General features: G+C 38.5%; 25 protein-coding genes. 12 read left to right on the forward strand and 13 right to left on the reverse strand.

The window, feature by feature from the left end; genetic code table 11:
* Positions 1–13: 13 nt before the first annotated feature.
* Positions 14–889 carry a DMT family transporter gene (locus tag WAA15_RS17885; protein ID WP_337044193.1) on the reverse strand — a complete coding sequence of 292 codons (876 nt, stop codon included), beginning with the start codon at positions 887–889 and terminating at the stop codon, positions 14–16.
* Positions 886–1,668, reverse strand: a complete 783-nt coding sequence (locus WAA15_RS17890; protein WP_337044194.1) for a TatD family hydrolase — start codon at positions 1,666–1,668, stop codon at positions 886–888. Before WAA15_RS17890 ends, WAA15_RS17885 begins: the two co-directional genes overlap by 4 nt.
* Before the next feature lie 76 nt (positions 1,669–1,744).
* Between WAA15_RS17890 and WAA15_RS17895 the strand changes: the two genes are divergently transcribed.
* Genes WAA15_RS17895 through WAA15_RS17905 form a run of 3 tightly spaced genes read left to right on the forward strand, consistent with a single transcriptional unit; the run spans position 1,745 to position 4,554 of the window.
* A complete protein-coding gene (locus tag WAA15_RS17895; protein ID WP_337044195.1) occupies positions 1,745–2,500 on the forward strand; it encodes a glycosyltransferase family 2 protein in 756 nt (251 codons plus the stop codon).
* A 25-nt stretch (positions 2,501–2,525) separates the two neighbouring features.
* Positions 2,526–3,032 carry a metallophosphoesterase family protein gene (locus WAA15_RS17900; RefSeq protein ID WP_337044196.1) on the forward strand — a complete coding sequence of 169 codons (507 nt, stop codon included), beginning with the start codon at positions 2,526–2,528 and terminating at the stop codon, positions 3,030–3,032.
* Positions 3,033–3,054: 22 nt separating this feature from the next.
* Entirely contained in the window at positions 3,055–4,554 is a 1,500-nt protein-coding gene (locus WAA15_RS17905) for a hypothetical protein (protein WP_337044197.1), read from the forward strand.
* A gap of 3 nt (positions 4,555–4,557) precedes the next feature.
* On the opposite strand, the gene WAA15_RS17910 is transcribed toward WAA15_RS17905, so the two are convergent.
* Positions 4,558–5,478 (reverse strand): FAD:protein FMN transferase, encoded by a 921-nt coding sequence (locus WAA15_RS17910; RefSeq protein WP_337044198.1) that lies wholly within the window; start codon positions 5,476–5,478, stop codon positions 4,558–4,560.
* Between the two features lie 16 nt (positions 5,479–5,494).
* Positions 5,495–6,193: a hypothetical protein gene (locus WAA15_RS17915; protein WP_337044199.1), complete on the reverse strand. Its 699-nt coding sequence runs from the start codon at positions 6,191–6,193 to the stop codon at positions 5,495–5,497.
* 158 nt (positions 6,194–6,351) lie between these two features.
* Here WAA15_RS17915 and WAA15_RS17920 point away from each other — a divergent pair, with 158 nt between their 5' ends.
* Positions 6,352–6,666, forward strand: a complete 315-nt coding sequence (locus WAA15_RS17920) for a hypothetical protein (protein ID WP_337044200.1) — start codon at positions 6,352–6,354, stop codon at positions 6,664–6,666.
* 34 nt (positions 6,667–6,700) lie between these two features.
* On the opposite strand, the gene WAA15_RS17925 is transcribed toward WAA15_RS17920, so the two are convergent.
* Genes WAA15_RS17925 through WAA15_RS17935 form a run of 3 tightly spaced genes read right to left on the reverse strand, consistent with a single transcriptional unit; the run spans position 6,701 to position 9,400 of the window.
* Positions 6,701–8,173, reverse strand: a complete 1,473-nt coding sequence (locus tag WAA15_RS17925; RefSeq protein WP_337044201.1) for a UDP-N-acetylmuramate--L-alanine ligase — start codon at positions 8,171–8,173, stop codon at positions 6,701–6,703.
* 16 nt (positions 8,174–8,189) lie between these two features.
* A complete protein-coding gene (locus WAA15_RS17930; RefSeq protein WP_337044202.1) occupies positions 8,190–8,672 on the reverse strand; it encodes a hypothetical protein in 483 nt (160 codons plus the stop codon).
* Positions 8,669–9,400, reverse strand: coding sequence for a Tim44 domain-containing protein (locus WAA15_RS17935; RefSeq protein WP_337044203.1), 732 nt, complete (start codon positions 9,398–9,400; stop codon positions 8,669–8,671). The genes WAA15_RS17930 and WAA15_RS17935 overlap by 4 nt, the downstream gene beginning before the upstream one ends.
* Positions 9,401–9,555: 155 nt before the next feature.
* Between WAA15_RS17935 and WAA15_RS17940 the strand changes: the two genes are divergently transcribed.
* Entirely contained in the window at positions 9,556–11,040 is a 1,485-nt protein-coding gene (locus tag WAA15_RS17940; RefSeq protein WP_337044204.1) for an arginine decarboxylase, read from the forward strand.
* A gap of 228 nt (positions 11,041–11,268) precedes the next feature.
* Here the strand turns inward: WAA15_RS17940 and WAA15_RS17945 are convergent, their stop codons facing one another.
* Complete coding sequence (locus tag WAA15_RS17945; RefSeq protein WP_337044205.1) at positions 11,269–11,790, reverse strand: D-glycero-alpha-D-manno-heptose-1,7-bisphosphate 7-phosphatase; 522 nt, start codon at positions 11,788–11,790, stop codon at positions 11,269–11,271.
* Between the two features lie 159 nt (positions 11,791–11,949).
* Here WAA15_RS17945 and WAA15_RS17950 point away from each other — a divergent pair, with 159 nt between their 5' ends.
* On the forward strand, positions 11,950–12,804 hold the full coding sequence (locus WAA15_RS17950) for a sterol desaturase family protein (RefSeq protein ID WP_337044206.1): 855 nt from the start codon (positions 11,950–11,952) through the stop codon (positions 12,802–12,804).
* Between the two features lie 64 nt (positions 12,805–12,868).
* Here WAA15_RS17950 and WAA15_RS17955 read toward each other — a convergent pair whose 3' ends face one another.
* Entirely contained in the window at positions 12,869–16,222 is a 3,354-nt protein-coding gene (locus WAA15_RS17955; protein ID WP_337044207.1) for a TonB-dependent receptor, read from the reverse strand.
* A 216-nt stretch (positions 16,223–16,438) separates the two neighbouring features.
* Positions 16,439–17,653, reverse strand: a complete 1,215-nt coding sequence (locus tag WAA15_RS17960) for a bifunctional 3,4-dihydroxy-2-butanone-4-phosphate synthase/GTP cyclohydrolase II (RefSeq protein ID WP_337044225.1) — start codon at positions 17,651–17,653, stop codon at positions 16,439–16,441.
* Positions 17,654–17,788: 135 nt separating this feature from the next.
* Here WAA15_RS17960 and WAA15_RS17965 point away from each other — a divergent pair, with 135 nt between their 5' ends.
* The 4 genes from WAA15_RS17965 (at position 17,789) to WAA15_RS17980 (ending at position 20,653) form a co-directional block, all read left to right on the forward strand.
* Complete coding sequence (locus WAA15_RS17965; RefSeq protein WP_337044208.1) at positions 17,789–18,313, forward strand: GNAT family N-acetyltransferase; 525 nt, start codon at positions 17,789–17,791, stop codon at positions 18,311–18,313.
* Between the two features lie 67 nt (positions 18,314–18,380).
* The gene (locus tag WAA15_RS17970; protein ID WP_337044209.1) at positions 18,381–18,887 is read left to right on the forward strand and encodes a GbsR/MarR family transcriptional regulator; all 507 of its coding nucleotides are present in this window, start codon (positions 18,381–18,383) and stop codon (positions 18,885–18,887) included.
* Between the two features lie 36 nt (positions 18,888–18,923).
* On the forward strand, positions 18,924–19,742 hold the full coding sequence (locus tag WAA15_RS17975) for a DCC1-like thiol-disulfide oxidoreductase family protein (protein WP_337044210.1): 819 nt from the start codon (positions 18,924–18,926) through the stop codon (positions 19,740–19,742).
* Positions 19,691–20,653, forward strand: coding sequence for a TIGR01777 family oxidoreductase (locus WAA15_RS17980; RefSeq protein ID WP_337044211.1), 963 nt, complete (start codon positions 19,691–19,693; stop codon positions 20,651–20,653). The genes WAA15_RS17975 and WAA15_RS17980 overlap by 52 nt, the downstream gene beginning before the upstream one ends.
* A 42-nt stretch (positions 20,654–20,695) precedes the next feature.
* Here the strand turns inward: WAA15_RS17980 and WAA15_RS17985 are convergent, their stop codons facing one another.
* Positions 20,696–21,676, reverse strand: a complete 981-nt coding sequence (locus WAA15_RS17985) for a UDP-glucuronic acid decarboxylase family protein (protein WP_337044212.1) — start codon at positions 21,674–21,676, stop codon at positions 20,696–20,698.
* A gap of 107 nt (positions 21,677–21,783) precedes the next feature.
* A complete protein-coding gene (locus WAA15_RS17990; RefSeq protein ID WP_337044213.1) occupies positions 21,784–23,097 on the reverse strand; it encodes a UDP-glucose dehydrogenase family protein in 1,314 nt (437 codons plus the stop codon).
* 437 nt (positions 23,098–23,534) lie between these two features.
* On the opposite strand from WAA15_RS17990, the gene WAA15_RS17995 reads away from it, so the two are divergent.
* Together WAA15_RS17995 and WAA15_RS18000 are read left to right on the forward strand one after the other, a co-directional pair.
* Entirely contained in the window at positions 23,535–24,200 is a 666-nt protein-coding gene (locus tag WAA15_RS17995) for a gluconate 2-dehydrogenase subunit 3 family protein (protein WP_337044214.1), read from the forward strand.
* Positions 24,201–24,234: 34 nt separating this feature from the next.
* The gene (locus tag WAA15_RS18000) at positions 24,235–25,953 is read left to right on the forward strand and encodes a GMC family oxidoreductase (RefSeq protein ID WP_337044215.1); all 1,719 of its coding nucleotides are present in this window, start codon (positions 24,235–24,237) and stop codon (positions 25,951–25,953) included.
* A gap of 50 nt (positions 25,954–26,003) precedes the next feature.
* Here the strand turns inward: WAA15_RS18000 and WAA15_RS18005 are convergent, their stop codons facing one another.
* Positions 26,004–26,726, reverse strand: a complete 723-nt coding sequence (locus WAA15_RS18005; RefSeq protein WP_337044216.1) for a rhodanese-like domain-containing protein — start codon at positions 26,724–26,726, stop codon at positions 26,004–26,006.
* Positions 26,727–26,779: the final 53 nt, after the last annotated feature.

Raw genomic sequence — 26,779 nt, forward strand, 5'->3', positions numbered from 1 at the left:
AACAAAAATTGTTTTATGCCTTTTTTGAGGTAGCTTTTTCTTTTTGCCCTACATACAGCCCAACAATTACGAGAAACGTACCTACAAAAGTATGATAAGTGATAGGCTCATCAAGCAGAAAATAAGAATAGATAAAGCCAAATATGGGGCAAAGAAACAAAAAAAACGAGGCCTTTACAGCATCAACTTTAAGCAGGTAAAGCCATAATTGTACGGCAACGATAGACACTGGTATAGTGAGCCATAGCACCGACCACACGAAGGTCTGGTCGAAGTTATTGGGGGCTTTGTGTAACAAGAAGGTGAAGGGCAACATCAGTAAACCACCTAAAAATACTTGCCAGCCATTGATAGCCGTTCGGGAAAGTTTCCAGTTAATATTTGAATAATAAATAGTGCCTAGCGAATACGAAAGCATACTCAGGAACATATAAAACAGCCCCATTGGTGTAGCATGACTTTGCTCAAAAAGCGGATATGTAGCAATACTGACACCAATCAGACCCAGAAACACAGCAAGCCACTCTGTCGATTTTACTTGCCTGCCCATCCAGAAGGCTGATATAATACTAATAAATAGCGGATTAGTAGCCGTAGAAAGGCTTCCGATGCCAGCGGCTACTTCTTTTATACCTAATACAAAAAAGCTGAGATACAACGTAACATTCAATAGCCCAAACAGGCTTAGCTCTCGCCATTCTTTTCCTTTAGGTAAACGGTCTTTCTGAACCAGTAACGAGTAAGTCAGCATCAGAATACCTGCCATCAGGAAACGTATCTGAAATAATACCAGAGGTTCGACCGAGCGCAAACCAAACTTGGCTGCTGCTGAAGCCGAGGCCCATAAGGCTGCAAAAACAAGCCCTAGAGAAAGTGTTTTCAGGTTCAAGTTTTTAAGAATGTTAAGGCATTTTCGGTAGTTTGTTGCACTACCTCTTTTACTGATACTTCTTTAAGTTCAGCAATTTTTTGTGCTACCAATTCAAGGTAGGCTACTTCGTTTCTTTTACCGCGGTGTGGTACAGGTGCCAGATAGGGCGCATCGGTTTCAAGTACAATGTTTTTCAGGTCAATAAATGGCAGAACTTTGTCCATCCCTCCGTTTTTAAAAGTAGCTACACCTCCTATACCTAACAAAAAGTTCAGATTTATTACACGTTGAGCTTCTTCCAGATTCCCCGAAAAGCAATGGAAAATCCCCCGTAAACCACTCCATCCGAACTGCTCAATTAATTCAATACATCTGATAATAGCATTCAGTTCGCCATTTTTAGAATTGCGGGAGTGAATACAAATGGGTAAATTATATTTTTTTGCCAAGCCTAACTGCGCCAAAAATGCTTCTTCCTGTTGAGGCACAAAAGTTAAATCCCAGTAGAAATCAATACCAATTTCACCAATCATAAAAAAAGGGCGTTTTTCAAGCCAGTTTTCTACAATAGCTAGTTCCTGTTCAAAATTTTCTTTTATGTAGCACGGGTGCACACCCATCATGGGTAAGCAAATTTCAGGATATTTTGCTTCAAGTGCCAGCATCCCATCAATTGTTTCGTGGGCACAATTAGGCATCCAGATTTGCTTTATCCCTGCGTCAAAGGCTCTTTCGAGCATTAAATTACGGTCATTGTCAAATTGGTCGTCGTAAATATGTGCGTGGGTTTCTATCATGAAAAGGTCAATTTTTTGCAAAATTACAATGTTAAAACTGCAAACAATATTACTTTTGAAATTAAAAAGATATTCGATGAATCTTTCAGTAGTTATTCTTACTTTTAATAACACCCGAACCATCAGACAGGTATTGGAGGCAGTAGCAGGGTGGGCTACTGAAATAGTGGTTGTAGATAGTGGAAGTACAGACGATACCCTGAGTATAGCTCAGGCTTTTGGCTGCCGCATTTATCATAGAAAATTTGATGGCTTTGGAAAACAAAAACATTTTGCCGTTGAACAAGCAAAGAATGACTGGGTTTTTGTGGTTGATTCAGACGAAGTAGTCACTCATGAACTAAAGGAAGAAATAAACACCCATTTGCTTGGTGATAATCCTTATCAGGGATTTAAAATTCCACGGCTTTTAATCTTTCTGGGTAAAAAAATGAAGTATGGCCGTGAGTCAAAACTGCCAACGCTGCGTTTGTTCAATAAGCAGTTCGGGAACTATAACCACAAAGATGTGCATGAAGATGTAGAGTTGAATGGTAATACACTTACTTTACGCAATTATATGCTGCATTATAGTTTTTCAGACATGGCCGAGTTCTTTCAGAAAATGAACGACTACTCGAGCAGAAGTGCTGTTGAATTGAACAATAAAGGAAAAAAAACATCGCTCATCAAGGTTATTACCAAATTCCCAATTACCTTTTTTACCGAATACTTTGTACGTCTGAATTTCCTTAACGGGTATCATGGAATTATATGGTCGTTTACGCAAGGAGTTTATGCTGCCCTTAAATATATTAAACTAAGAGAATTACAGGATACAAACCAGAAATAAAGATTACTTTAAATAGGTTGATAATATGACTAATATAGGGCTTATTTCGGATACGCATGGGTTTCTGGACGAAAGGGTTTTTGAACATTTTAAAGACTGTGACGAAATCTGGCATGCCGGTGATGTTGGGGCAATCGAAATAATTAACCAGTTGCAGAGCTTTAAACCTGTCAGGTTTGTATTTGGAAATATTGATTCAAAAGAAATTCAATGGCAGCTGCCCGAACACCAGTTTTTTACGCTGGAAGGGTTTGATATATGGATGACGCATATAGGTGGTGCGCCTCCTAATTATAACCCTGCTATCAGGAAAAAACTTAAAGAGAAAATACCGGATATTTTCGTGTGTGGGCACTCTCATATCTTAAGGGTAATACGTGACGAAAAAATGAATAATATGTTATACCTGAACCCCGGAGCAGCCGGTAATGAAGGTTTTCATAAAGTAAAAACTTTATTGAAATTTAGCTTAGATAATAGAAAAATATCTAACTTAGGGGTTGTAGAGTTAGGAAAGCGTGGATTCCGGTAAGAAGATTTTTAAGCCTGCCATTATGAAAAGCATCAATAAACAATCGCTGCTATTTTTTATTTTTTTATCTCTCATTTCGCTGAGCGTTTCGGCTCAGTTAATCCAAAGTAAAAGAATCGAATTTGAGCAAAGTAGTTCGTCGGAAGAGGACTTTCAGGTGTTTTCATTGCAGGAAGACGGTATATTATTGTTCCATTCTCTGGAAGACGTTTATCGTCGTAAAATGGCTATTGATTTTCATAGATATGACAGCACACTTACCGAAACATGGAAAAGCGCGTTTATTCCTGACGAAGAATTTGCCTTAACTAAAACCTTTCTGAATGAGCGTTATTTGTATATTCTCTTTAAAAAGAGAGAACGCCTTGATATTGGCGTATTAAGGCTTGATTTAGAAACAGGCGATAAAACTTATATAGATGGTAATTTGCTTACCAATATGGATATAGAGCAGTTTTGTGTGCTTGAAAGCAAGGCTTTTATAGGAGGTAAATATAATGACCGCCCCGTGGTAGTAATGTTTAGCTTTTTTGATAAAACATCAAAGGTTCTGCCAGAAATACATGCCAATCATTTATCTATTAATGAATTGGAAATAAACCCTCAGAAAGAGCAAATATATGTAATGCTCAAGAATGAGCGTAACTGCCAGTATATAGTTAAAACGTATTCGTATGAAGGAAAGCCACTTGCAACCATGAATCTGGGTGATAAACAACGAACGCCTATTTCGGGTAAAGTACTAACTATGCAAAACAGCGCGCCAATACTACTTGGGAATTATGCCGAGGGGTGTTCGCCTTTATCGATAGGGTTTTATATGCAAAGGCTCACAGCAGATGCTAAATTGCAATATATAGATTTTTCAGACCTTGACAATTTCTTTAGTTTTTTAAATGCCAAAAAAGAAGAAAAAATTAAAACCAGAATAAGGCTTAAAAAGCAAAAAGGAAAAGAGGTAAAACTTCGTAACAGATTATTATTACATGATATTATTCCGAACACCGAAGGCTGGATAATGGTTGCTGAGGTTTTCTTCCCTGAATACAAGGCTCCGCCTAATAGTAATTTTAACAGCTGGCGTAGTTATCGTATCGGAAACGACACTTACAATAATTTCAGATATACACATGCAATTTTGTGTGGCTTTGACCACTCTGGTAAACTGCTGTGGGACAACAGCGTGTCGCTTAAAGATGTAGAAAGCAATGAATTAAACCCAAAAGTGCAGATAACAAACCAGAACGATTTTCATGTATTGGCTTTTCCTGATGGCGATTTGATAAAAACTGTTATTGTTCGGAAAGATGAAAAAATAAAAGACCTCGAAAGTTTTGATTTAAAAACTAGCTCGGAAACCGAAAAAATTACAGATACCGAACGTACCAACCTCATAGCATGGTATGGGCATAGTTTTCTTGCCTATGGGTATCAGAGTATCAGAAAAGAAAATTCGTTAGTCAACCGTGAGGTTTTTTCTATTAGTAAATTAACATACTCGATAAAAGACGGTAAGCAGTAGGCCCTAAAAGGCTATTGCTTTTTGTTTTTTTAGCAGGTGTTTGCCCGTTTCTTTTCCCATCAGATAGAGGGCTGTTGAGAGCCAGTCAGAACTAGTGCCATCTTTGGCAATAACGCTTATTTGTCTTAGCTCGTTTACACCAATGCCCGTTTTAGGGTCAAGGATATGAGAATATTTTTTGCCGTCAATTTCAACAAACTGATACATATCACCAGAGGTAGATACCCCACATTTTTTCAGAAAGTGCGTTTGCTTATTAATAACGATGGCCCATCCGTGAGTAGCAGGAGGGGAGTCTGACACCACAATGTTTCCGCCACCTTCAATCATGGCTGACTTTATGTGGTTTTGTTTAAGCACTTTCATCATTTCGTCTTGAGCATAGCCTTTTCCTATACCTCCGAAATCGATTCTCATGCCCTGTTTTTTTAGCATTACTGATTGGTTAGTAGTATTAAAAACAATATTATCGATGCCAATTTTAGCTCTGGCTTCTTCAATTTGTTTGGTTGTAGGTAAAACTTTCTGGCGTTTCATGCGTCGCCAGAGTTGGGTCATAGGGCCTATGGTAATATCAAAATTATTGTCTGATAAGCGAGCAACTTTAACCGACTCCTGTAAGATTTTCCATAAGTCAGCACTCACTTTTATGTATGTTTCGCTGCCAGCCGTTCGGCATAGGGTATTAAGTTCGCTATCTTCTCTATAATCGCTCAGTATCAGGTTAAGTGTGTCAAGCCTTCTGAAAGCCTTTTCCGAGGCTATGGCTGCCTTTATGGAGTCGGAAGCATACAGAACTATTCTGAACATGGTACCCATTTGCGGGTGCGAAAACTCAAACCTTGCCTGACCGTAAGTATAAGTACAAAAAAAGAGGAATAGACCTAAAAAGCCATTCCTCTTTTTTAAAATCTTTGCTAGCATATCAGAACAAATACTATTATTTAATTTCAAATAGCGCATCAGCCAGATTTGTATTCGCTTCAATTTTATTAACTACTAATTCGAGTTGCATCATGCCTAAGTCCTGATTTAGTTTGTAAGGCATTTTAACGCCGTTTACATCTTTATAGTTGCTATAATCAGATGTGATGGTTTGTGAACCCATTGGTGTTTCGGCAGTAATTACCTGACGTAATTTAAGACCTGTGGCAGCATCATAAAACTCAGTCATTTTTACTGTTCCTATGGTTACTTCAATTTTATGTGCATCAGTTGCATTTACTTTTTCTTTACCAATATATGTTAATTTTGCTCCCATAGGTATATATTCGGCTTCTGGCACTACCATTGATTGTGAGGCCACTGCTTTTACTTTTTCAGGGTCTGTGATGTCTTCAGAGCCTTGCATACCACTAATACGCACTTTAGTGCCGTCGCATACCTGTTTCTGTACTTCGCCCATACCAGCTACACTAACAGCCTGAAGAAATTTGCCCGGACTTTTTTTCTGAATAATGATTTCTAAGGTTGCCCCTTGTGCTTCACCCGAAAGATTCATCGTTAAATCTTTGAGTTTAGAGATAGCTTCTTTTCCTCCTATGGCTGTTACATATTTGTTAATTACTTCCTCAGCCGTTTGTGCAAAAGAAAAAGTGCTAACAAGTAATGCAGCTACTAAAAAACTGATTTTTTTCATCGATTCAAGATTGTTAATGTTTAAAACTCTTGTAAAGGTGAAAAAGGATTTGATAGTTTCCTAATTTTTTTATGATAATTGAAATTTTCTAAGGATGAATAGTATATTAGGTGTGTTGTTCGGATGAGAATCTGCCGGATATTCTATAATTTTGGCTTATGATAATCATTAAAGGCATACCTTTCAAAAAGATAAACGGCATAACGTTGTTTCCGTTTATTATTGTCAGACCCAAAAAACCTAGTAATATTCTGTTAAATCATGAGCGGATTCATATCTGGCAGCAGCTCGAATTACTGGTTGTACCTTTTTATATCTGGTATGTTGCCGAGTGGCTGTATCATTATGCCCGTTGCAGGCAGTGGTGGGTGGCGTATCGCAGAATCAGTTTTGAAAAAGAGGCCTATGCCAACGAGGCAGATTTTGGGTACCTGAAAAAAAGAAAACTCTGGGCTTTTCTGAAATATAGGTAGAGGTGTTCTGAAAACACCTCTACAACCATAGGTATTAATCGTTATTGAATACTTTCTTGAATTGAGAAAGTAACCCTGACCACGAGTTATCTTCTTTTTGTTCTGAGATAACTTTTACTTTCGGAAACTCCTCTTTTACTTCTTTCTCTAATATCTGTTTGCTTAACTCATTGAGGTTAATACCCCCGAAGGTCCCCGACGACATCATGAGTAGGTTTGTCTGAAACCAGTTTTGTTCAAGCAGAAAATCAACAATTTGTTCTCTTTCAGTAAATACAAGTAACTCGTCGTTTCCGAATGCTTTTTTGATTTCTTCAGGCGAAATAGCCGGCAAGCGTTTCATTTCAAGCGTATGTGGCGAGTAGAAAACAATGGCCACGTCGGCATCTTTCATGGTATCTTCGTATTGCGGCAGAAAATCTTTATTCAAACTGCTAAAGGTATGTAACTCATAACAGGCAATTAACCGACGGCTGTTATAAAGTGTTTTTGTAGCATTTGTAGTGGCTTTCAGCTTAGAAGGAGCATGGGCAAAATCTCTGAAAATAAGGGTGTTGTTATTTTCACCTAATTTCTCGAGACGCTTCGATGCGCCTTTAAAATGCTTGATGGCCTCATAAAATTCTTCATCGGTAATACCTAGGCGGTCAAGAATTATCTTTGCGCCATTGAGGTTTTTCATGTTGTGTTCTCCAAAAATTTCTAATGGCACCTCTGTTTTGCCTACGAGTAGCACACATTTACCGTTTTCAACTTTATAAGGGTGTGCTTTATACGGAAACTTGCTTACATCCGTACGGTCTTTTTCACCTATTACTTTAACAATATCGTCGGTTTCGTCATAAATAATGGCTCCGGCCTTCGGAAGCCCATCCGCCAGTTCTTCAAAAGTTTGTACGTAGCTGTCGAAAGTTTTAAATATATTGAAATGGTCCCAAGCAATGCCACTGATAAGGCACACGTGTGGATGATAAAATAGGAACTTTGATTTTAACTGAATTTTCGACTCAGGATATTCGTCGCCTTCTATGATAATCACAGGCGAGTCGTCGTTGAGTTGTACCATTACATCAAACCCTTCAATTTGTGCGCCAACCAGATAATCAAACTTACGGTTATAGAATTTGAGTACGTGCAGAATCATACTGGTAATACTGGTTTTGCCGTGGCTTCCGGCAATAACTACCCTTAGTTTGTTCTGACTTTGTTCGTAAATATATTCGGGGAAAGAGTAAACTTTGATGCCTAATTCCTGAGCTTTTGCTAGTTCTGGGTTATCAGCAAAAGCGTGCATACCCAAAATAACGGCGTCTAAATCCGAGGTGATTTTTTCAGAGAACCATCCTAACTCGGTAGGTAAAATACCTGCCGCAGCCAGCCGGCTTTTAGAAGGGTCGTTTATTTCATCGTCTGACCCAGTTACGATATATCCTTTTTTATGAAGTGCAAGGGCAAGGTTATGCATTACAGCACCGCCTATGGCAATAAAATGAATTTTTTTCGACATGAACGATATATTATTCTTAAAATTCAAAACTTTCTATGTACTCGCTAAACTTATATGAGAATTCATCCATCACATAACCATCATCAACGTTTTGATAAGAGTATGAGTAATACTTTATTGAGTTTGTATCCGGATAATACACTAATACAAAATTAATTCTTTTATAGTCAGACGAGTAATCATAGTTATTCTCGTCTTTTTCTAATTTAGCAACTGTAATGGCTAAATATTTATTGATGTCAAACTTTTTTAGGCTTCTAAGGGTAATAAAATCCAGTTCAATTTCATAATCAATCTGGTCAAGTACTTTCAGTACATGGTTTGCTTTGAACTTTATCTCTCTTACAGGGAAATCCAGTTCAGCAGCTATGGCTTTTATATCGTCCGAATCCTGAGGATTGAATTTTTTTGCCTGATTCAGAACTCTAGAGTTATGAATTTGCCTGATAATATATAAAAGTAAGGTAAAAAGTACAATTCCTACTTTAACATAAATCATGATAAACGGGTTTTAGTAAGTGCAAAAGCGGGTTCAGAAATATTGAATACTTTATTGGGCATTTTAAAATAATCAGCCGATGGCTCTTCAATTAAACTAAGTACCCATTTGTTATTTGCAAGTACCAAAGTCCAGTAGGTTTCTACCTCATCAAAGCCTTTATCTCCCTGTACAATCTTACCTGTTTTTTTATTCATCAAGTAATCTTCCATATAGGCAACAATACTAAAAACTATTCTTGAATTGTTGTTATTGTTTTCATCTGACAAATACACATACAGCGGGTCTATTTTCATGATGCGTTCAACGGTGCATTTATTAACCAACCCTTCGGCTTGCCATTGTTGTATGTATACTATCTGTTGGTTTTGCCAGTACCAATCGCTCATCCATTCGGAGGCTTCGCTCATATCTTCTTTTTTCCAAGCCGAATGCACTCTCCCGAAAACATCTCTCACACGCTGATTTAAAAAAAATAAATCAAAATTTTTGTTGTAAGATGCAATTAATTCGAGGTCTTTTTTTGTTTTATTAATTTTAACCCTTTTTCTTAAGTATCTGTAAACAATAATTGGAGATAAAATAAGCGTTATTAATGATAAAAGAATTAAAACAAAGGGGTTTTTTATAGCGGCTTTAGCTATTAACCCTCCTGGGCCAGCAAAAGCACTTGCTGAACTCAGAAACAGGAGTTGGGCCGTAAATAATACTTTTTCTTTAAAGCTCATAGCACTATAAATTTATCAAATAAACCCTTAATAAAGACCATAAAAAAAGTTATTGCAAATATCTCAATTTTATGTCACATTTGCACACTATTTTCAAACAGAGATAGCCTTTCTCATTATAAAACCTTAAAAGTTTTTATGCATTTTACTTAGAGATGAAACGTTACATAGACCTTATCGAGCAAACCTTTGAGTTTCCAACGCGGGAATTCGGTGTTGATGAAGACCACACACTTATGTTTAATAATGTACCTCTGATGGACATCATCAAGCAGTATGGTACACCACTAAAAATCAGTTATCTGCCCAAAATTTCTGAGCATATCGAAAACGCTAAATTGCTTTTCAGAAATGCCATGAAAAAATATAATTACAAAGGGAGCTACACCTACTGTTATTGCACAAAATCATCACATTTCAGGTTTGTTATTGAAACTGCCCTAAAAAGTAATGTTCATTTAGAAACCTCCTCTGCGTTTGATATAGACATTATCAGAGCTTTATATGCCGACGGTAAGATAAACCAGAATACCTATATTATTTGTAATGGCTACAAACGCCCGAAATACCTTGAGGGTATATCGGCTTTGCATAACGAAGGTTTTATTAATTGTATTCCTATTCTGGATAACCTGAAAGAAATAGATTATTATATGCAGCATTCGACCGCCGAGAACGTGAATCTTGGCATCAGAATTGCAACCGATGAAGAACCGAACTTTGCATTTTATACCTCTCGTTTAGGCGTACGGTATAGCGATATAAACGACCTTTACAGAGATAAAATTAAGCCGAATCCGAGATTTAAACTAAAAATGCTCCATTTCTTTATTAATGCGGGTATCAAGGATAACGCTTATTACTGGTCTGAACTAACACGCTTCATGTTCAAATATTGCGAAATGAAGAAGATGTGCCCTGACCTTGACTCAATTGATATTGGCGGAGGCTTGCCGATTCAGACATCGCTGGTATTTAATTATGATTATCAGGCCATGATTGATGAAATTATTGAGAATATCCAGTGGATTTGTAACAAGAATAATGTGCCTGTACCTCATATTTTTACTGAGTTCGGAAGCTATACAGTAGGAGAGAGCGGGGCTGTTATTTATAAAGTAATTGATAAAAAACAACAAAACGACCGTGAGTTGTGGTACATGATAGATGGCTCGTTCATTACTCAGTTGCCAGATTCGTGGGGCATTGGGCAGAAATATATCATGATGCCAGTTAATAACTGGGATAGCCCTTATGAAAAAGTAAATCTGGGTGGTTTAACCTGTGACTCTCAGGATTTTTATAATACTGAGGCGCATTCGGAAGACTTGTATCTGCCTATATTTGATATAGAGAACGAAGACCAGTACATCGGGTTTTTCCATACCGGAGCTTATCAGGAATCATTAGGAGGCTATGGTGGTATTCAGCACTGCCTTATTCCGGCACCACAACATGTGTTGGTTAATCTGGATGCAGAGGGGAATATTACCACCGAATTATTTGCCGATGAACAAAACAGCGACTCTATGATGGAAATTCTGGGGTATAAGTCTCAACCGGCTAAAGAGTTGCACACAATTCCAAGTAATGGTTCGGGAAAAAAGAACAAGAAAACAGCAGAAGAAGTTGTGGTATAAAATAAATTATGCCGTAATACGTTTTATAAAGAATTCAAAATAATATCTGATGAAACCTAAATTACTGATTTTATTTCTCTTGGCGGTTGTAACAATGGCTTCGTGCCGTCGTCAGCAATGCCCGGCTTATGGCAAAAACTCACCTCAGCAACCAGTTGAAAAAAGACACTGTTAATGATATATAGATGGCGTTCATGGAGGCATTGCCTCCATGAATGCTTATTTTGCTTAGGCTAAATGCCCTGTAATAAATCTGGATGCTTCTAAAAGGCTACCAAACCGGAAGTCTGCAAGGTCGGTGCTTTCTTTTCCGGTGTTAATATGTATCGTTCTGACACCCGCTTTCTTGCCTGCCTTTACATCTCTCTCGGCATCACCAATCATATACGAATTAGTTATGTCAATGTTATATTTAGCTATTGCTTTTTCAAGCATGAGCGAGTCAGGCTTACGTAAAAGCGACTCGGATGAGTATTTCGGATGATGTTTGCAGAAATAAATGTCGTCAATTACGCCACCGCATTGGCTTTGTAGAAAATGGTGGCAGTTTAATACGTCTTCCTGTGTGTAAAGCCCTTTTGCAATGCCTGCCTGATTTGTAATAACAATGAGTAAATACCCTGCATTTTTCAATAAATTCAGGCCGTCAACCACACCATCAGGAATGATATAATCTTCTATTTTATAAACGTAATCAGGCCGGTCTTCATTGAGTACTCCGTCACGGTCAAGGAAAATGCACTTTTGCATATTATATAATTAGGTTAGTATAATGTGTGAATATTTAATATTACAAATTAAAGAAAAAATATAATAAATTGTAGCTAAAAATTGACAAAAAATTTATTTTTACCTAAATTTTGTTAGTCATTTTTTATAGCTAATAACCCCATTTTAAATAAACTCTTTATGGAACAAATTGTTGAATATTTCAGAAATATTCCCTCCACCCACAGAAGTATTATTCTGGCTGGTGGAATAGCCCTCTTCTGGATAATTGAAAGTGCGGTTCCGTTGTTTAATTTCAAATATAATAAAATTAAGCATGCGGGCGTGAATATCTTTTTTACCCTTACAACAGTGGTTATTAATTTTGTGTTGGCATTTCTGCTCTTGCGGGCATCGCAATGGGCAGTAGATACCCATTTTGGTATATTACAGTGGCTACCCCAAATGCCTCTCTGGTTATTTGCTGTTGTTGGTTTGTTACTGCTCGACCTCATAGGTGCATGGCTTGTGCATTGGGCCGAGCATAAAGTAAAATGGATGTGGCGTTTTCATCTTGTGCATCATACCGATACGTATGTCGATACCACCTCGGCTAACAGGCACCACCCCGGCGAAAGTGTTTTTCGGTTTGTGTTTACTACGGCAGGCGTAGTGCTTGCAGGGGCACCTATGTGGCTGGTATTTATGTATCAATCAATATCGGTATTGCTTTCACAATTTAATCATGCCAATATTGTTATTCCGAAATGGCTCGATAGTGCCATGAGTTGGGTGTTAGTTTCGCCTGATATGCACAAGGTGCACCACCATTACGTGCAACCTTATACTGACTCAAATTATGGCAATATTTTTTCTGTCTGGGATAGGCTATTTGGTACGTTTATGACTATTGACCGAGATAAATTAATTTATGGTATTGATACCCACATGAAACCAGAAGAAAATGCAAATCTGGGTAACTTATTGAAAATTCCGTTTCAGAAGTATCGGCCACCAGTAGGAGCCAAATTCAATGAAGAAAAAGTTGAAAACTAAGCCACAAAAAAATCCCGCTTCTTTCGAGGCGGGATTTTTTTGTAAGTATTTATTAAGTTAAATCTTAGTTAAAGATATAACGAAGACCTAACTGCATTTGCCATACGTCATCCACAGTTTTTGATTTAACGAATGAATCACGAAGCAAGATAGTTTCAGTAGTAGTTTTGCCGTCAGCACCTACGTTTGAAATAACCTGAGTATTCATACGATAAACCGGATTCCCAGAAGCATCAACACTGGCTAATACTAGTGGGTTGAATGAAGTTGCAGAGTTACCTACACCCCAAGAGTTTTTAATCAGGTTACCGAAGTTATAAATATCAGCTCTTACGCGGATGATGTTTTTCTTGTTAGCTTTACCAACTTTCACGAAGAAATCTTGTTCAACTGATAAGTCGAAACGAGTTAACCATGGGTAATAACCTGCGTTACGTTCTGCATATTGACCACGACGAGTTGACAAGTATGGGTTTTTGCTGATATACGCATCTAATGCTGTTGCTTGCTCTTGTGCTGTAAACGTTTTACCACCAGTAGTTAAAGTAGTAAATTTCAAGTCAGAAGCACTGTTTGGCACAAAGATAAGGTCGTTAATCTGACCATCACCGTTCATGTCATTTGAGTAAGTGTAAGAGATTTTACCACCACTTTGTGAAGTACCACCTAGTGTAATCATAGTAGAACCACCTAATTTACCACCATATTCGATACGGTAACTTGCAAAACCTACAAAACGATGACGTAGGTCGTTATCAGCATAAGCTAAAGTGTTGTAGTTAACACCACCTATTGCCGGAATATTAGCATTTACAGTACTGTTAGCTTCTGAAAGGTTTCTGGCAATACCATAAGTATAACCCAACATAGCACCAAAGCCTTTAGTAATTGGTTTCTCTAATTTGAAAGTTAAAGAAGAAGCATTACCCAAGTTAGTGTTACTTAAGATATAAGCACTATTGATGGCAGCATTATAGAAACGGGCAGCAGTTGCAGCACTTCCTGATAAACCAGAAGCAGGGTAACGGTCACGGTTATCTGGGCCAGCAAATTTACCACTTGGTGTTTTCAAGTTAGCATCAAAGTAGTAAGTAGCATTACGGTTTTTGTTGTAGATAAACTCAGCCGTGAAGATTAAACCAGCAAATGGTAGTTTTTGGTCAATCGCGATGTTAGTTTTCCAGATTTGAGGGAATTTCAAATTCTCGTCAGAAGCATTTACGTTATAACCTGTAATTTTCGACAAGTCTGTTGTAGCAGGTGTATATTTGGTTGGGTCAAGTGTGAATGGGTAATTCAATGCAGTATTACCTGTTACGTTCACTAAACCAATGTTTACACCATTGTTACCTAACTGGTTAGATATCAATACATAAGGCATTCTTGATAAGAAAAGACCAGTACCACCACGGATTTGAGTAGTTTTATTACCGTTAACATCCCAGTTAAAACCAATACGTGGAGACGCATATAGTCTTGATTTAGGCATATTAGCCGTATTAACTTTATAAGTACTTAAATCAGGAGTTTTGAAGCTCAAAGCCGAAACAATTTTATTGTCGTAATCTACTGCTGTTGGGGCAATAGCAATGTAGTCAGCTCTTAAACCATAAGTTACTTTGAAATTGTTTGTAACCTGATAATCATCCTGAGCATACAAACTTGTAGTACCTACTTTTAATGTTTGCCATGGTTTTTGGCCGTTTGGCAATAAAGTATAACGGTAGTTAAATCTGTTGATATCTACCGGAGAAGTAGTCAGGTTTGGATTCGCTAAATAAGCCAGAGCCGCTTTCTTGAAATCATCAATTGAGTTGAATGTCCAGACACCATTCGATGCGTAGAAGAACAAGTTATTTGAAGTAAAGTGTTCGTAAGCAGCACCGGCAGTAATTGTATGTTTACCTGCAAAAATGGTAAAGTTATCTGTGATATTCAACGTAGAATAATCAAGTTTGTTATCAGGCGTGAATGGGTCAAAACCAACAGTGGTATAAGTAGAACCATCTTTCAGGATATCAATCGTTGGGAATACCTGCGTACGGTAAGAACGGTTTTCGATTTGTTTGTTGTAAGTAGCAATAAAGTTGTTAGCAAATTTGCTTTTGAAAGTTGAGTTCAACTCTGCTACGATTGAGCGCGTATTATCCTGAATTTTATAACCTGAGTTCTGCGTTGAAATAGCAGTAGACAAGTTATTACGGCTACCATTACCTGCTGTGTTCGAGCTATTACTGTTACTGATGATAGCGTCTGACTCTGAGTTATGGTGTGAATAACGAATAGTTAATTTGTTGTTATCGTTGATGTTATAATCAATACGAGTCAAGAATTTCTTAGAGTTAACTTCGTTGTTATAACCATCAATAGCACCCATATCGAAATTGAAGTTAGTCTTCATGAACGATGCAAGGTCTTGTAAGTCAGCGGCTGTTGTACGAGAAATATTACCCGTAGCACCGTTACGGTTAGCTACCCAATCCAGAGCCGGACGAGCACCGTTTACCATTTCAGCGTTTACAAAGAAGAACAATTTATTTTTAAGAATAGGGCCACCAATACGGAAACCATAAGTGTTTTCTTTGAAAGTAAGTGCAGGAATTTTATTTCCGGCAGCTGTTTTACCTACTAGGTCCTGGCTTTTCATGAATGTATAAGCCGAACCTGAGAAATCGTTAGTTCCTGAACGTGTTACGGCGTTGATACCTGCACCTGCAAAACCTGACTGACGCACATCAAAAGGAGCAATGTTAATTTGAACCTCATCAATCGCATCTAGCGAAATAGCAGTAGTACCTGTACGGCCACCAGCTTGTGCTTGGTTACCTAAACCGAAACCATTATTGAACACAGAACCGTCAATAGTGAAGTTGTTATAACGGCTATCCTGACCACCGAATGAACGACCATTGCTATAAGCATTATATTTTGTAATGTCGTTAATGTTACGTCCTAGTGTTGGTAGACGAACAATATTTTCGCGGCTAAGAGTAGTAGCAGCACCTGTACGCTCAGAACTGAAAATGTCACTTCTGGCAGCAGTTACTTGTACTTCCTGAAGTACAGCACCTTCTTCACTTAATTTAATGTCAACGTTAGACGTTGTACCCAAGCTGGTAATGATGCCCTCTTTGGCAGCCTCTTTAAAACCAACAAAAGAAGCAGTAACTTTGAATGGGCCTCCGATACGCACGGCAGGTAATACAAAACGACCTGTTGCGTTAGTAACTGTACCATACTTAGTTCCTGACGGTTCATGGATAGCAACAACCGTTGCTCCGGGTAGTGCTTCGCCTTTATTATCTGTTACGACCCCGCTAATCGACGAGGTTGTAACCTGAGCAAAGCCTTGAAAAGCAAAGAAAATCCCTACAAGGAGTGTAAAAGCTCCTCGCAAAAAAGTAAATTTTTGCATCATGTTTTTTTTGGAGTTAGAAATGTTTGAAGTAAAATTCATCAAGCAGATTATATTGCCTTTGCAAAGGTCTTAAAAATTTTTCCTAAAAAAAACAAGCACCCATGTGTTTTGTGCACATAAATGCTTGGTTTCTAGTAATTTGTAGAATATTTAATGAAAAATATTGATTAAGTGCTATTTTTATATATTAAGAAATTGTTATGCAAGCCTAATATTTTAGGCTCCCAGTATTTTATGCCCCATTTTGTCTCGCTTGGTCTGTAAATATTTTTCGTTATAAGGGTTTGATGAAATCTCGATCGGGATAGTATCAACTATTTCCAGACCATACCCGATTAACCCCGCTCTTTTTCTGGGGTTATTCGAAATCAGTTTTATTTTTTTGATACCGAGGTCTCTTAAAATCTGCGCACCCACCCCGTAATCTCTTTCATCCATCTTGAAACCTAATTCCAGATTAGCCTCAACGGTATCGCGGCCCATTTCCTGAAGTTTGTAGGATTTCAGTTTATTGAGTAGCCCAATGCCACGCCCTTCTTGATTCATATATAATACTACTCCCTTTTCGTTCTTTTGTACCATTTCCATGGCAGCATGTAGTTGTGGGCCACAGTCACAACGGCATGAACCAAAAATATCGCCCGTTACACACGACGAATGCACGCGCACCATCACAGGTTCGTCAGGTTCCCATGTTCCTTTAATAAGGGCCAGATGCAACTGGTCGTTATCTAATTGCCGATAGGCTATCATATCAAAATAGCCATGCTCAGTAGGCATTTGAACGCCAATTTCTCTTTTAATTAACGATTCCTTTTTCAGACGATACTCAATCAGGTCTTTTATACTAATAAGTTTGAGGTTAAACTTATCAGCAATTTCGCGTAGTTGTGGCAAACGCGCCATTGTTCCATCTTCGTTCAGAATCTCAATTAATACACCTGCGGGCTGTAAGCCTGCCAGTGTGGCTAAATCAATAGTGGCCTCGGTATGCCCTGCACGTCTGATAACCCCTCCGTCAACGGCTTTTAGCGGGAATATATGCCCCGGACGACCAAAATCTTCAGGTTTTGTGTTGGGGTCAACCAATGCTTGAATTGTTTTGGCACGGTCGCTGGCCGAAATACCGGTAGTACAGCCATTACCCAATAAATCAATCGAAATGGTAAATGCAGTTTCATGCTGGGCTGTATTTTTACCCACCATCATACTTAACTGTAATTCCTCGCATCGTTTCGATGTTATCGGAGTACACATTAAGCCACGCCCTTCTTTTATCATGAAATTCACCATTTCTGGTGTAATTTTTTCGGCAGCACACACAAAATCACCTTCGTTTTCACGGTCTTCGTCATCCACGACAATGATTATCTTTCCATTGCGAATATCTTCAATCGCATCTTCTATACGGTCTAACTTCATTCTATTAATAGCTATGTAATTGTACTGTTTTGTATCTAAAACACTTTGCTTCTCGAAAACGTTTGTAAAGGTAGTGGTTTTCAACAAAAGAGTATTAATATTGCTAGTATGCCCCTTGAATTTTAACCAAATAAGTGCCTGATAATGACAGATAACCTGCATATACGTTTTCTTGAAGCGAAAGATTTTGATAAACTACTGGCGTATCTTACGTGTTTAAGTGCCGAAACCCGCAGCAGATTTGCACCACATACTTTTGATATGCCCACCATTGAGCAGTTTTATCAGCCTGAAAACAACCAATCAGGGTTTATTATTGAAAATTTATCGGAGCATACAATTGTTGCCTATGCCATTATCAAGAAAGGGTACGTGCCTAAAGATAAAGCACGGTTGCAAAAATATGGGTTGTCTTTATTTCCGTTAACCGATTGCACGTTTGCACCATCAGTAGCAGATGCGTGGCAGGGCAAAGGTTTGGGTAATACTCTTTTCGGCTATATCAGGCATCAACTACAAATGCAAGGTTTAAAAAGAATGATTCTTTGGGGAGGCGTGCAAGCACAAAATGTAAGAGCAGTAAATTTTTATCTGAAACAGGGGTTCCTGAAAATAGGTGATTTTGAAAACAACGGGATTGCTAATTATGACATGATTCTTGAAATTTAAGCGGTATTTAAAAATAAACTTTCAAAAATTCTTGGAAGTTTATTTTTAGTTATTATATATTTGTATTATGAATATAGAGGAAATCAGACAGCAGTTTGTTCAGGCTTGGGGAGTGCTAGGCACATCGTGGGGCATAAGTCGCTCAATGGCTCAGGTGCATGCTTTGCTTTTATTAAGCAAAAACGAAATGAGCACCGAAGAAATAATGGAAGACCTTAAACTGTCGAGAGGTAACGTAAACATGGTGTTAAGAGAACTAATAAGCTGGAATTTGCTCTATAAACAAACTAAACCGGGCGATAGGAAAGAATATTTTATAGCAGAGCATGATATTTGGCAAATAGCTGTCAGGATTATTACCGAACGAAAAAAACGTGAAATTATGCCTGCCCGCCAAACGGTAAAAGTTTTACTGGCTAATGCCTCCGATGCTAATGATGCTGAACAGAAGCATATTAAGCAAATGCTTGGAGACTTGAACAGTTTTATTGAGCAAATGGATACGCTCAGCGAATTATTGCTCAAAGCAGAGAAAAATGCTTTGTTGAAAAATGTATTAAAACTCATGAGTTAATTTTTTTTACTTAAACTTTCACAAATTATTGAAACTATGAGAACTTTAACCGATAATAAATTATTACTGGATGCCGATTGCCCCATGTGTAGGTTATATGCAAAAGGATTTGAAAAAGCAGGTTGGGTCGATGAAGCCACTTATTGCCCATACCAGAGTTTTGATGGGCTAGCTAACGAAAATCTTGATCTGGACAGGGCCAGAAACGAAATTGCTTTGGTAGATACCCAAAGTAATACAGTAAAATACGGCATTGATGCCTTCAGGCATATTATTACCAATAGATTCCCTTTTTTAAATGGCTTCCTTAAAAGCCGCCCTGTTGATTTTTGCTTACGGAAATTGTATCGGTTTATTTCTTTTAACCGAAAAGTGATAGCCCCTAGCGAGAAAAAAGAATACACAAGAGAATGTGTACCTGATATGAATGTCAGATACCGCTTGGCTTATATGGTGTTTGTGATAGTTTGCTCGTCAGTAGTGCTTTATAATTTTACACGTCCAATTAATTCTTTCATGGGGTGGCAAAATTATTTGGGAAGAGAGTTACTCATTTGCGCTGGACAAATTTTATGGCAGGTAACTTTTTTATGGAAACTTCTTAACAAAAAACTACTTGAATACCTCGGAAATATGATGACCGTCTCGATGATAGGCACGTTGCTTTTATTGCCCATGCTTTTATTTACTGGCTTGCCTGTGGCATTCAGGTTGTTTTATTTTGTTTTCGTTGTTGGCTTCATGCTATGGGAGCACTTGAGAAGATGTAAAATATTGAAAATCGGGTATCTTCCCACCATCTCATGGCTGGTTTATCGGTTGGTAGCGTTGGCTATAATTGTTATGATGAGTTAAATATTAATGGCAGAAAGATGAAAATTATTATTGCCGGCGGAACAGGCTTTTTAGGAAAAGTACTTCAAAAATACTTTACTGAAAAAGGCGATGAAGTATGGATATTGACCCGAACACCCAAAAAGATAAATGAAATTTATTGGGATGCCACCAATACCGGAAGTTGGATAAGCACTTTGGAAGGAGCAGAGGTAGTTATTAATCTGACTGGTAAATCGGTCGATTGTAGGTATAATGCAAACAATAAAAAGATTATTCTGGAATCGAGAGTAAAAAGTACGGAAGCCTTACAGAAGGCTATCGGATTGTGTGAAAATCCACCAAAAATATGGCTGAATGCCAGTAGTGCTACTATTTATATCCATGCCGAGACGCAGTTGATGGATGAAGAAAACGGAATTATAGGAGATGATTTTTCGATGAACATCTGTAAAAGTTGGGAGAAGGTATTTTTTGCCGATACCAGTTTGCCAGTTAGGAAAATAGCTTTGAGAACAACTATCGTCTTAGGAAACAAAGGTGGGGCATTTCCTAAAATGAAAACCATTACCAGATTAGGTCTGGGTGGTAAACAAGGCAATGGCAAACAATGGGTAAGCTGGATTCATGAACAAGATTTTTGCAGAGCGGTGGCATTTATAATTGCCCACGAGCAACTGACTGGCAAAATAAATGTATGCGCGCCTAACCCGGTAAGAAATGAAGATTTTATGAAATATCTGCGGAAATCTTTGGGTGTACCTGTGGGCATTAATAGCCCGGTTACGCTTTTAGAGTGTGCTTCTGTTTTTATCGGAACCGAGACAGAACTATTGTTGAAAAGTAGAAATGTATATCCTAAGAGATTATTAGACACTGGATTCCGTTTTGAATTTCCTGAAATTACGCAGGCTTTTGCTGAATTAAACTAAAAAAAATGGAGCCGTTAAGCTCCATTTTTTTGAACATTTATCTTATTTTTTTTCAAAATCTCTATGATTCGACTCTTCATATAAGCGTTCTTTCGGAAGGCTTCTGAAATAATCATAAGTAATGGCTAAACCTTCTGCGCGGCTTACCTTAGGTTCCCATCCTAATATTTCCTTAGCTTTGGTAATGTCGGGCTGGCGTTGCTTAGGGTCATCTTTCGGCAGAGGTTTGTAAACTATTTTCTGGTCAGTGCCTGTTAGTTTGATGATTTCCTCTGCAAATTGCTTAATAGTAATTTCGGCAGGGTTACCAATATTTACCGGATAGGCATAATCAGATAATAGCAAACGATAAATACCTTCTACGAGGTCGTCAACATAGCAGAAAGAACGTGTCTGAGAGCCATCACCAAAAATTGTGAGGTCTTCGCCGCGTAAAGCCTGACCAATAAAAGCAGGTAAAACACGGCCGTCGTTCAGGCGCATACGCGGGCCATAAGTATTGAAAATACGAACAATTCTTGTTTCAAGCCCATGATAAGTATGGTAAGCCATAGTCATGGCTTCCTGAAAACGTTTGGCTTCATCATATACACCACGTGGCCCGACAGGGTTCACATGCCCCCAGTATTCTTCGTTTTGTGGATGCACAAGAGGGTCGCCATAAACTTCAGAAGTAGAAGCAATAATAACACGTGCTTTTTTCACACGGGCAAGCCCCAGACAGTTGTGGATACCTAACGAACCCACTTTCAGGGTCTGGATAGGTATTTTCAGATAATCAATCGGGCTGGCAGGTGAGGCAAAATGTAGAATATAGTCTAATTCGCCAGGCACATGAATAAACTTGCTAACATCATGATGGTAAAACTCAAAGTTCGGATGCTTGAACAAGTGTTCTATATTGCGTAAATCTCCTGTAATGAGATTATCCATGGCAATAACGTAGTATCCTTCTTTAATAAATCTATCACAAAGATGTGAGCCTAAGAAACCGGCACCGCCTGTAATAAGAACTCTTTTCATAGAAATAAATATGATATATCCCCTGATATATTACCTGAATTATATAATGAAAGGGAAAGCTAAACAGGATAGGGGAGGTTATTGCCTAATTGCTTCCCATAATGAATTTAAGCACTTACGGTTTCTCTACCGATACTGAAATAAGTATAGCCTAGTTCCTTCATATCTTTCAATTCATAAAGGTTACGGCCATCAAATATAACTTTATTTTTTAAGGTACCTTCCATTTTTTCAAAATCAGGTGTACGGAACTCAGGCCATTCGGTCATAATCATGAGTGCATCTGCACCTTCAAGTGCTTCATAAGGGTTTTTCGCATATTTCACTTTTTTGCCTACAACCTCGCGTACATTATCCATGGCTTCAGGGTCATAAACTACTACTTTAGCACCTGCTTTTCTAAGGTCTTTAATGTTATATAAAGCCGGAGCTTCACGAATATCGTCGGTATGAGGTTTAAATGCCAAGCCCCACAAAGCAATTGTTTTGCCTTTCAGGTCACCGTTGAAATATTTTTTCAACTGAGGCATTAACTTGGTTTTTTGCTTTTCGTTTACCTTCATTACTGATTTCAGAATCTTGAAATCATAGTCAAATTCATTGGCAGTTTTTTCTAATGCCTGTACGTCTTTCGGAAAACAGCTACCACCATAACCAATACCTGCAAACAAGAAACGTTTTCCGATACGGCTATCGGTACCAATTCCTCTACGAATATCGTCTACGTTTGCATTGGCTTTTTCGCAAAGGTTTGCAATTTCGTTCATGAAAGTAATTTTCATAGCCAGAAAAGCATTAGCTGCGTATTTGGTCATTTCGGCCGAACGCTCATCCATAAAAATAATAGGATTTCCTTGACGTACCAAAGGTGCGTAAAGTTTCTCCATTACTTTTTTTGCTTTTTCTGATTTCGTACCAATCACAACACGGTCAGGCTTCATGAAATCTTCAACAGCTACCCCTTCTCTTAAAAACTCAGGGTTTGAAACCACGTCAAATTCTACTTTGGCGTTTTTAGCAATGCGCTCATGCACTTTTTCGGCAGTACCTACCGGAACCGTACTTTTATCAATAATAACAGTATAGTTTTCTAGCAAAGGACCTAAGTCACTTGCAACACCCAGAATATATTTTAAATCTGCCGAGCCATCTTCTCCCGGAGGGGTAGGTAAGGCAAGAAATATCACTTGTGCTTCCTTGATACCCTCTGCAAGATTGGTAGTGAACTTTAAACGGCCCTCTTTAGTATTACGCTCAAAAATAACATCCAGACCCGGCTCATAGATAGTTAATTTACCTTTATTTAATTTATCTACTTTACGACTGTCAATGTCAACACAAGTTACCTGATTACCTGTTTCTGCAAAACAAGTTCCGGTAACTAAGCCTACATAACCTGTTCCGACAACTGCGATTTTCATAAGATATATGTTTCAGAATTTAACAAATTTATTTTCTATTTTTCATATCAAAAAATATGCCGTAAAATTAGATTATTTTTTGATAAGACCTGCAAGCATGAAGAATAAAAAATGAAAATTTTTTATTGAAATCATAGACTTAATGGCTCGTGTAGTCTATTAAGTCTATATTTTTAACATCAATAAGTGTAGTTTTGACAATAACATATTAAGCCTTATAATGGGAAAAAAGCAAGATTTTTTCATGTTTCATTTACATTACGCCGTATGGCCTGCCTGATTAAAAATTACTAAGTATATTTGCCACATATACTTTAAGCAGCGTTTTTAGCGTTTTTAATTGAATTTTCATGGAGGCAAATTTGCATAGACAGGTTTTTCTTGCGTAATTTCACCACCTAAAATAATTTAGCAACCCTTAAATTTATACTACGACATTGAATAGAAGAGATGCCATGCAAAGAGTCGCCTTCCTGATGGGAGGAGCTTTGTCTGCCCCTACAATGATTGCTATGTTGGAAGGTTGTAAATCCAATACTGCAACTGAAGCAACCACTTCAGGCTTTTCTCTCTCTCCTGATTACAAAAATCTAGTTTCTGAAATTGCAGAGATAATTATTCCTAAAACGTCTACTCCGGGTGCTAAAGATGCCGGTGTTGGGCCTTTCATTGAGGTAATGCTGAAAGATTGCTACACGCCTGCACAGCAGGAACACTTCACGAAAGGATTAGATGCTTTGGAAGAGGCTTCTAAAAAGGAAAACGGAGGGAAGAAGTTTCTGGAAAGCACACCTGAACAACAAGTTGCGCTTCTGAAAAAATTTGAACAAATGGCTAACGATGAGGCGAAACAGAACGAGACTTCGAAAAAGATAGTTGATAACGAAACCGGCCTTGTGAAAGACCCGAAAGACCCAAAAACCTTGAAAACCAAAACAGAGGTTCCGCCAGTGCCATTCTTCAAGTTAATGAAAGAGTTAACGCTTTTAGGTTATTTTACTTCAGAAGCAGGTGCTAAAAATGCGTTGGCTTATGTTGAAGTACCTGGCCGCTACGATGGCTGTGTAAAAATGACACCCGGCCAGAAAGTTTGGGCATTATAATTAATTTTAAGAGAAATTCAACCGTAACTATCAAATGAATATTCAAGGAAAAGCAAAAGAGCAGGCAACTTATGACGCTATCGTTGTAGGTTCTGGTATATCAGGTGGTTGGGCTGCAAAAGAATTGTGTGAAAAAGGACTTAAGGTTTTGATGCTTGAGCGCGGACGCGACATTAAGCACGTAACAGGGTATACAACAGCTACCAAAAATCCGTGGGAGTTCCCACACCGTGGCAGGGTCGACAACATGGCTAAAGAAGAATACTGGGCAAACGTTCGCACAGGGTATACAGCCAATGAAGAACACCGCCACCATTTTGAAAACGATAAAGAAAACCCATATCTGGAAAAACGTGGTTTTGACTGGATTCGTGGATACCATGTTGGCGGGCGTTCACTTATGTGGGGCCGCCAGAGTTATCGTTGGAATGAAAAAGACTTTACCGCTAATCTAGAAGACGGCCACGGTGTTGACTGGCCTATCCGTTATAAAGACTTAGCTCCGTGGTATAGCTACGTTGAAACCTTCATTGGGGTAAGTGGCTATAAAGAAGGGCTTGATGTATTGCCTGACGGAAATTTTCAGCCCGGTATGGAAATGAATTGCGTAGAAAAAGAAGTGCGTAATTCGATTCAGAAAAAATTTAATGGCCGCCATGTAACTATTGGTCGTACGGCACACTTAACGGCTCCTACCCAGATACAAACTGAATTAGGCCGTGCCTCGTGCCAGTACCGCAATGCCTGTATGCGTGGTTGCCCTTATGGAGCTTATTTTAGTACACAATCGGCTACCTTGCCCGCAGCTAACAAAACGGGTAATCTTACTTTGATGGCCGATAAAATAGTGTACGAAGTAATTTTTGATGACGAAAAAGGCAAAGCTGTGGGCGTGCGTACCATAGACCAGAATACAAAAGAACATCTGGATTTTTATTCAAAAATTATATTCCTGAATGCTTCGGCTATTAATTCTGCTTGGATATTGATGCAATCAAAATCTAAAACTCATCCTAATGGTTTAGGAAATGAGTCGGACCAGTTAGGCAGAAACATCATGGACCACCACCTGAGTGTAGGGGCATCGGGCACTTTCGAAGGCATGGAAGATATGTACTACTATGGCCGCCGTGCCAATGGTGTTTATATTCCGCGTTTTACCAACTGGGGCAGAGATACAAAAAGAGACTTTGTAAGAGGTTTTGGGTATCAGGGAGGTGCAAGCCGCGAAGGTTGGGGCCGTGGAAATTACAAAGATGGCTTCGGAGCCGAATTCAAAGAGTCATTAACTACGCCTGGGCCGTGGACTTTCGGTATTGGGGGCTTTGGCGAAACTCTGCCTGACCCTAACAACCGTTTTACACTTTCTGACCAGAAAGATAAATGGGGCTTGCCAGTAGTAGAATTCGATGCCGCATGGGGCGACAACGCGCTCAAAATGCGTATTGCAATGATGAACGAAGCTGCCGAAATGCTTGAAGCCGCAGGTTTGAAAAATATTAACGCCTATAACAATATGGCTCCAAATCCGGGTATTGGTATCCATGAAATGGGTACAGCCCGTATGGGAAGAGACAAGAAAACCTCTGTTCTGAATGGTAACAATCAGGTTTGGGGTGCGCCAAACGTATTTGTAACTGATGGTGCTGCTATGGTGTCTGCATCATGCGTGAACCCATCGTTAACTTATATGGCCTTAACAGCCCGCGCTGCTGATTTCGCCGTGAAAGAAATGAAGAAATTGAATTTGTAAAATAGGCTTCATTAAAAATAGCTGCCAGCACTACTGGCAGCTATTTTTGTTTATAGCGTATTAATTTTCTGGAGTACCTCCTGTATCTCTGTTTCGCTTATTTCGCCAGTTCCGCTCCATACGCGTTTACCCTTTTTTATGATTACGTAAGTGGGGGTTTCTTCTACTTTAAAAACAGACGAAATAATATCGTTCTTTTCGGAATCAACTTTGAGTAACTTTATTTTTTTGTTCTCGTCAGCAACTTTGTTAAGTAGGGGCGTTACTTTCTTGCATACCTCACACCAATCGGTATAAAAATGAATCAATACAATTTCATTTGAACGAACAATTTCGTCCAGATTAGGCAGGGTTAATGCGGCAATTGGTCTGGTGTTCGTAGCGCTCGATACATAAGGCTTGCTCGAAGCTGTCCATTGGGCAAAGCCACCGCTCAGGTCGTATACTTCTTTGAAACCTAACCCTCTTAAAAACACAGCGGCATCGGTGCTGCGTTTCCCTGAAAAACAATAAACAAAAACGGGCTTGGTTTTATCAAGAGTTTTTTTTGCTGCTTCCTCAAAATCGTCGTCAGTAAAGTTAATATTCATGGCTCTTTTAATGTGGCCATTGGCGTATTCGGCAGGCGTACGGACATCAACCAACTGTGCGGTTTCTGCTTTTGATTTCAGTTTGGTGTCAAAATCAGCAACCGATAACAAAAACGGGTCTTTATTTTGTGAATAACCAGATAAACAAACGAAAATCAGGACAATCGGGAGTATAAATTTCATTACTTGTATTTGAGTTGCATTGTAAAATAATGATAGAATAAAAAGTACTGAAC

This window comes from Emticicia sp. 17c (assembly GCF_037153985.1).
Classification (GTDB): domain Bacteria; phylum Bacteroidota; class Bacteroidia; order Cytophagales; family Spirosomataceae; genus Emticicia.

What these genes read in the sequence shown, in the direction of transcription:
- WAA15_RS17890 (WP_337044194.1), bottom strand. Translation starts at nt 1,668, where the DNA reads ATGATAGAAACCCACGCACATATTTACGACGACCAATTTGACAATGAC.
- WAA15_RS17895 (WP_337044195.1), top strand. Translation starts at nt 1,745, where the DNA reads ATGAATCTTTCAGTAGTTATTCTTACTTTTAATAACACCCGAACCATC.
- WAA15_RS17900 (WP_337044196.1), top strand. Translation starts at nt 2,526, where the DNA reads ATGACTAATATAGGGCTTATTTCGGATACGCATGGGTTTCTGGACGAA.
- WAA15_RS17905 (WP_337044197.1), top strand. Translation starts at nt 3,055, where the DNA reads ATGAAAAGCATCAATAAACAATCGCTGCTATTTTTTATTTTTTTATCT.
- WAA15_RS17910 (WP_337044198.1), bottom strand. Translation starts at nt 5,478, where the DNA reads ATGCTAGCAAAGATTTTAAAAAAGAGGAATGGCTTTTTAGGTCTATTC.
- WAA15_RS17915 (WP_337044199.1), bottom strand. Translation starts at nt 6,193, where the DNA reads ATGAAAAAAATCAGTTTTTTAGTAGCTGCATTACTTGTTAGCACTTTT.
- WAA15_RS17920 (WP_337044200.1), top strand. Translation starts at nt 6,352, where the DNA reads ATGATAATCATTAAAGGCATACCTTTCAAAAAGATAAACGGCATAACG.
- WAA15_RS17925 (WP_337044201.1), bottom strand. Translation starts at nt 8,173, where the DNA reads ATGTCGAAAAAAATTCATTTTATTGCCATAGGCGGTGCTGTAATGCAT.
- WAA15_RS17930 (WP_337044202.1), bottom strand. Translation starts at nt 8,672, where the DNA reads ATGATTTATGTTAAAGTAGGAATTGTACTTTTTACCTTACTTTTATAT.
- WAA15_RS17935 (WP_337044203.1), bottom strand. Translation starts at nt 9,400, where the DNA reads ATGAGCTTTAAAGAAAAAGTATTATTTACGGCCCAACTCCTGTTTCTG.
- WAA15_RS17940 (WP_337044204.1), top strand. Translation starts at nt 9,556, where the DNA reads ATGAAACGTTACATAGACCTTATCGAGCAAACCTTTGAGTTTCCAACG.
- WAA15_RS17945 (WP_337044205.1), bottom strand. Translation starts at nt 11,790, where the DNA reads ATGCAAAAGTGCATTTTCCTTGACCGTGACGGAGTACTCAATGAAGAC.
- WAA15_RS17950 (WP_337044206.1), top strand. Translation starts at nt 11,950, where the DNA reads ATGGAACAAATTGTTGAATATTTCAGAAATATTCCCTCCACCCACAGA.
- WAA15_RS17955 (WP_337044207.1), bottom strand. Translation starts at nt 16,222, where the DNA reads ATGATGCAAAAATTTACTTTTTTGCGAGGAGCTTTTACACTCCTTGTA.
- WAA15_RS17965 (WP_337044208.1), top strand. Translation starts at nt 17,789, where the DNA reads ATGACAGATAACCTGCATATACGTTTTCTTGAAGCGAAAGATTTTGAT.
- WAA15_RS17970 (WP_337044209.1), top strand. Translation starts at nt 18,381, where the DNA reads ATGAATATAGAGGAAATCAGACAGCAGTTTGTTCAGGCTTGGGGAGTG.
- WAA15_RS17975 (WP_337044210.1), top strand. Translation starts at nt 18,924, where the DNA reads ATGAGAACTTTAACCGATAATAAATTATTACTGGATGCCGATTGCCCC.
- WAA15_RS17980 (WP_337044211.1), top strand. Translation starts at nt 19,691, where the DNA reads ATGGCTGGTTTATCGGTTGGTAGCGTTGGCTATAATTGTTATGATGAG.
- WAA15_RS17985 (WP_337044212.1), bottom strand. Translation starts at nt 21,676, where the DNA reads ATGAAAAGAGTTCTTATTACAGGCGGTGCCGGTTTCTTAGGCTCACAT.
- WAA15_RS17990 (WP_337044213.1), bottom strand. Translation starts at nt 23,097, where the DNA reads ATGAAAATCGCAGTTGTCGGAACAGGTTATGTAGGCTTAGTTACCGGA.
- WAA15_RS18000 (WP_337044215.1), top strand. Translation starts at nt 24,235, where the DNA reads ATGAATATTCAAGGAAAAGCAAAAGAGCAGGCAACTTATGACGCTATC.
- WAA15_RS18005 (WP_337044216.1), bottom strand. Translation starts at nt 26,726, where the DNA reads ATGAAATTTATACTCCCGATTGTCCTGATTTTCGTTTGTTTATCTGGT.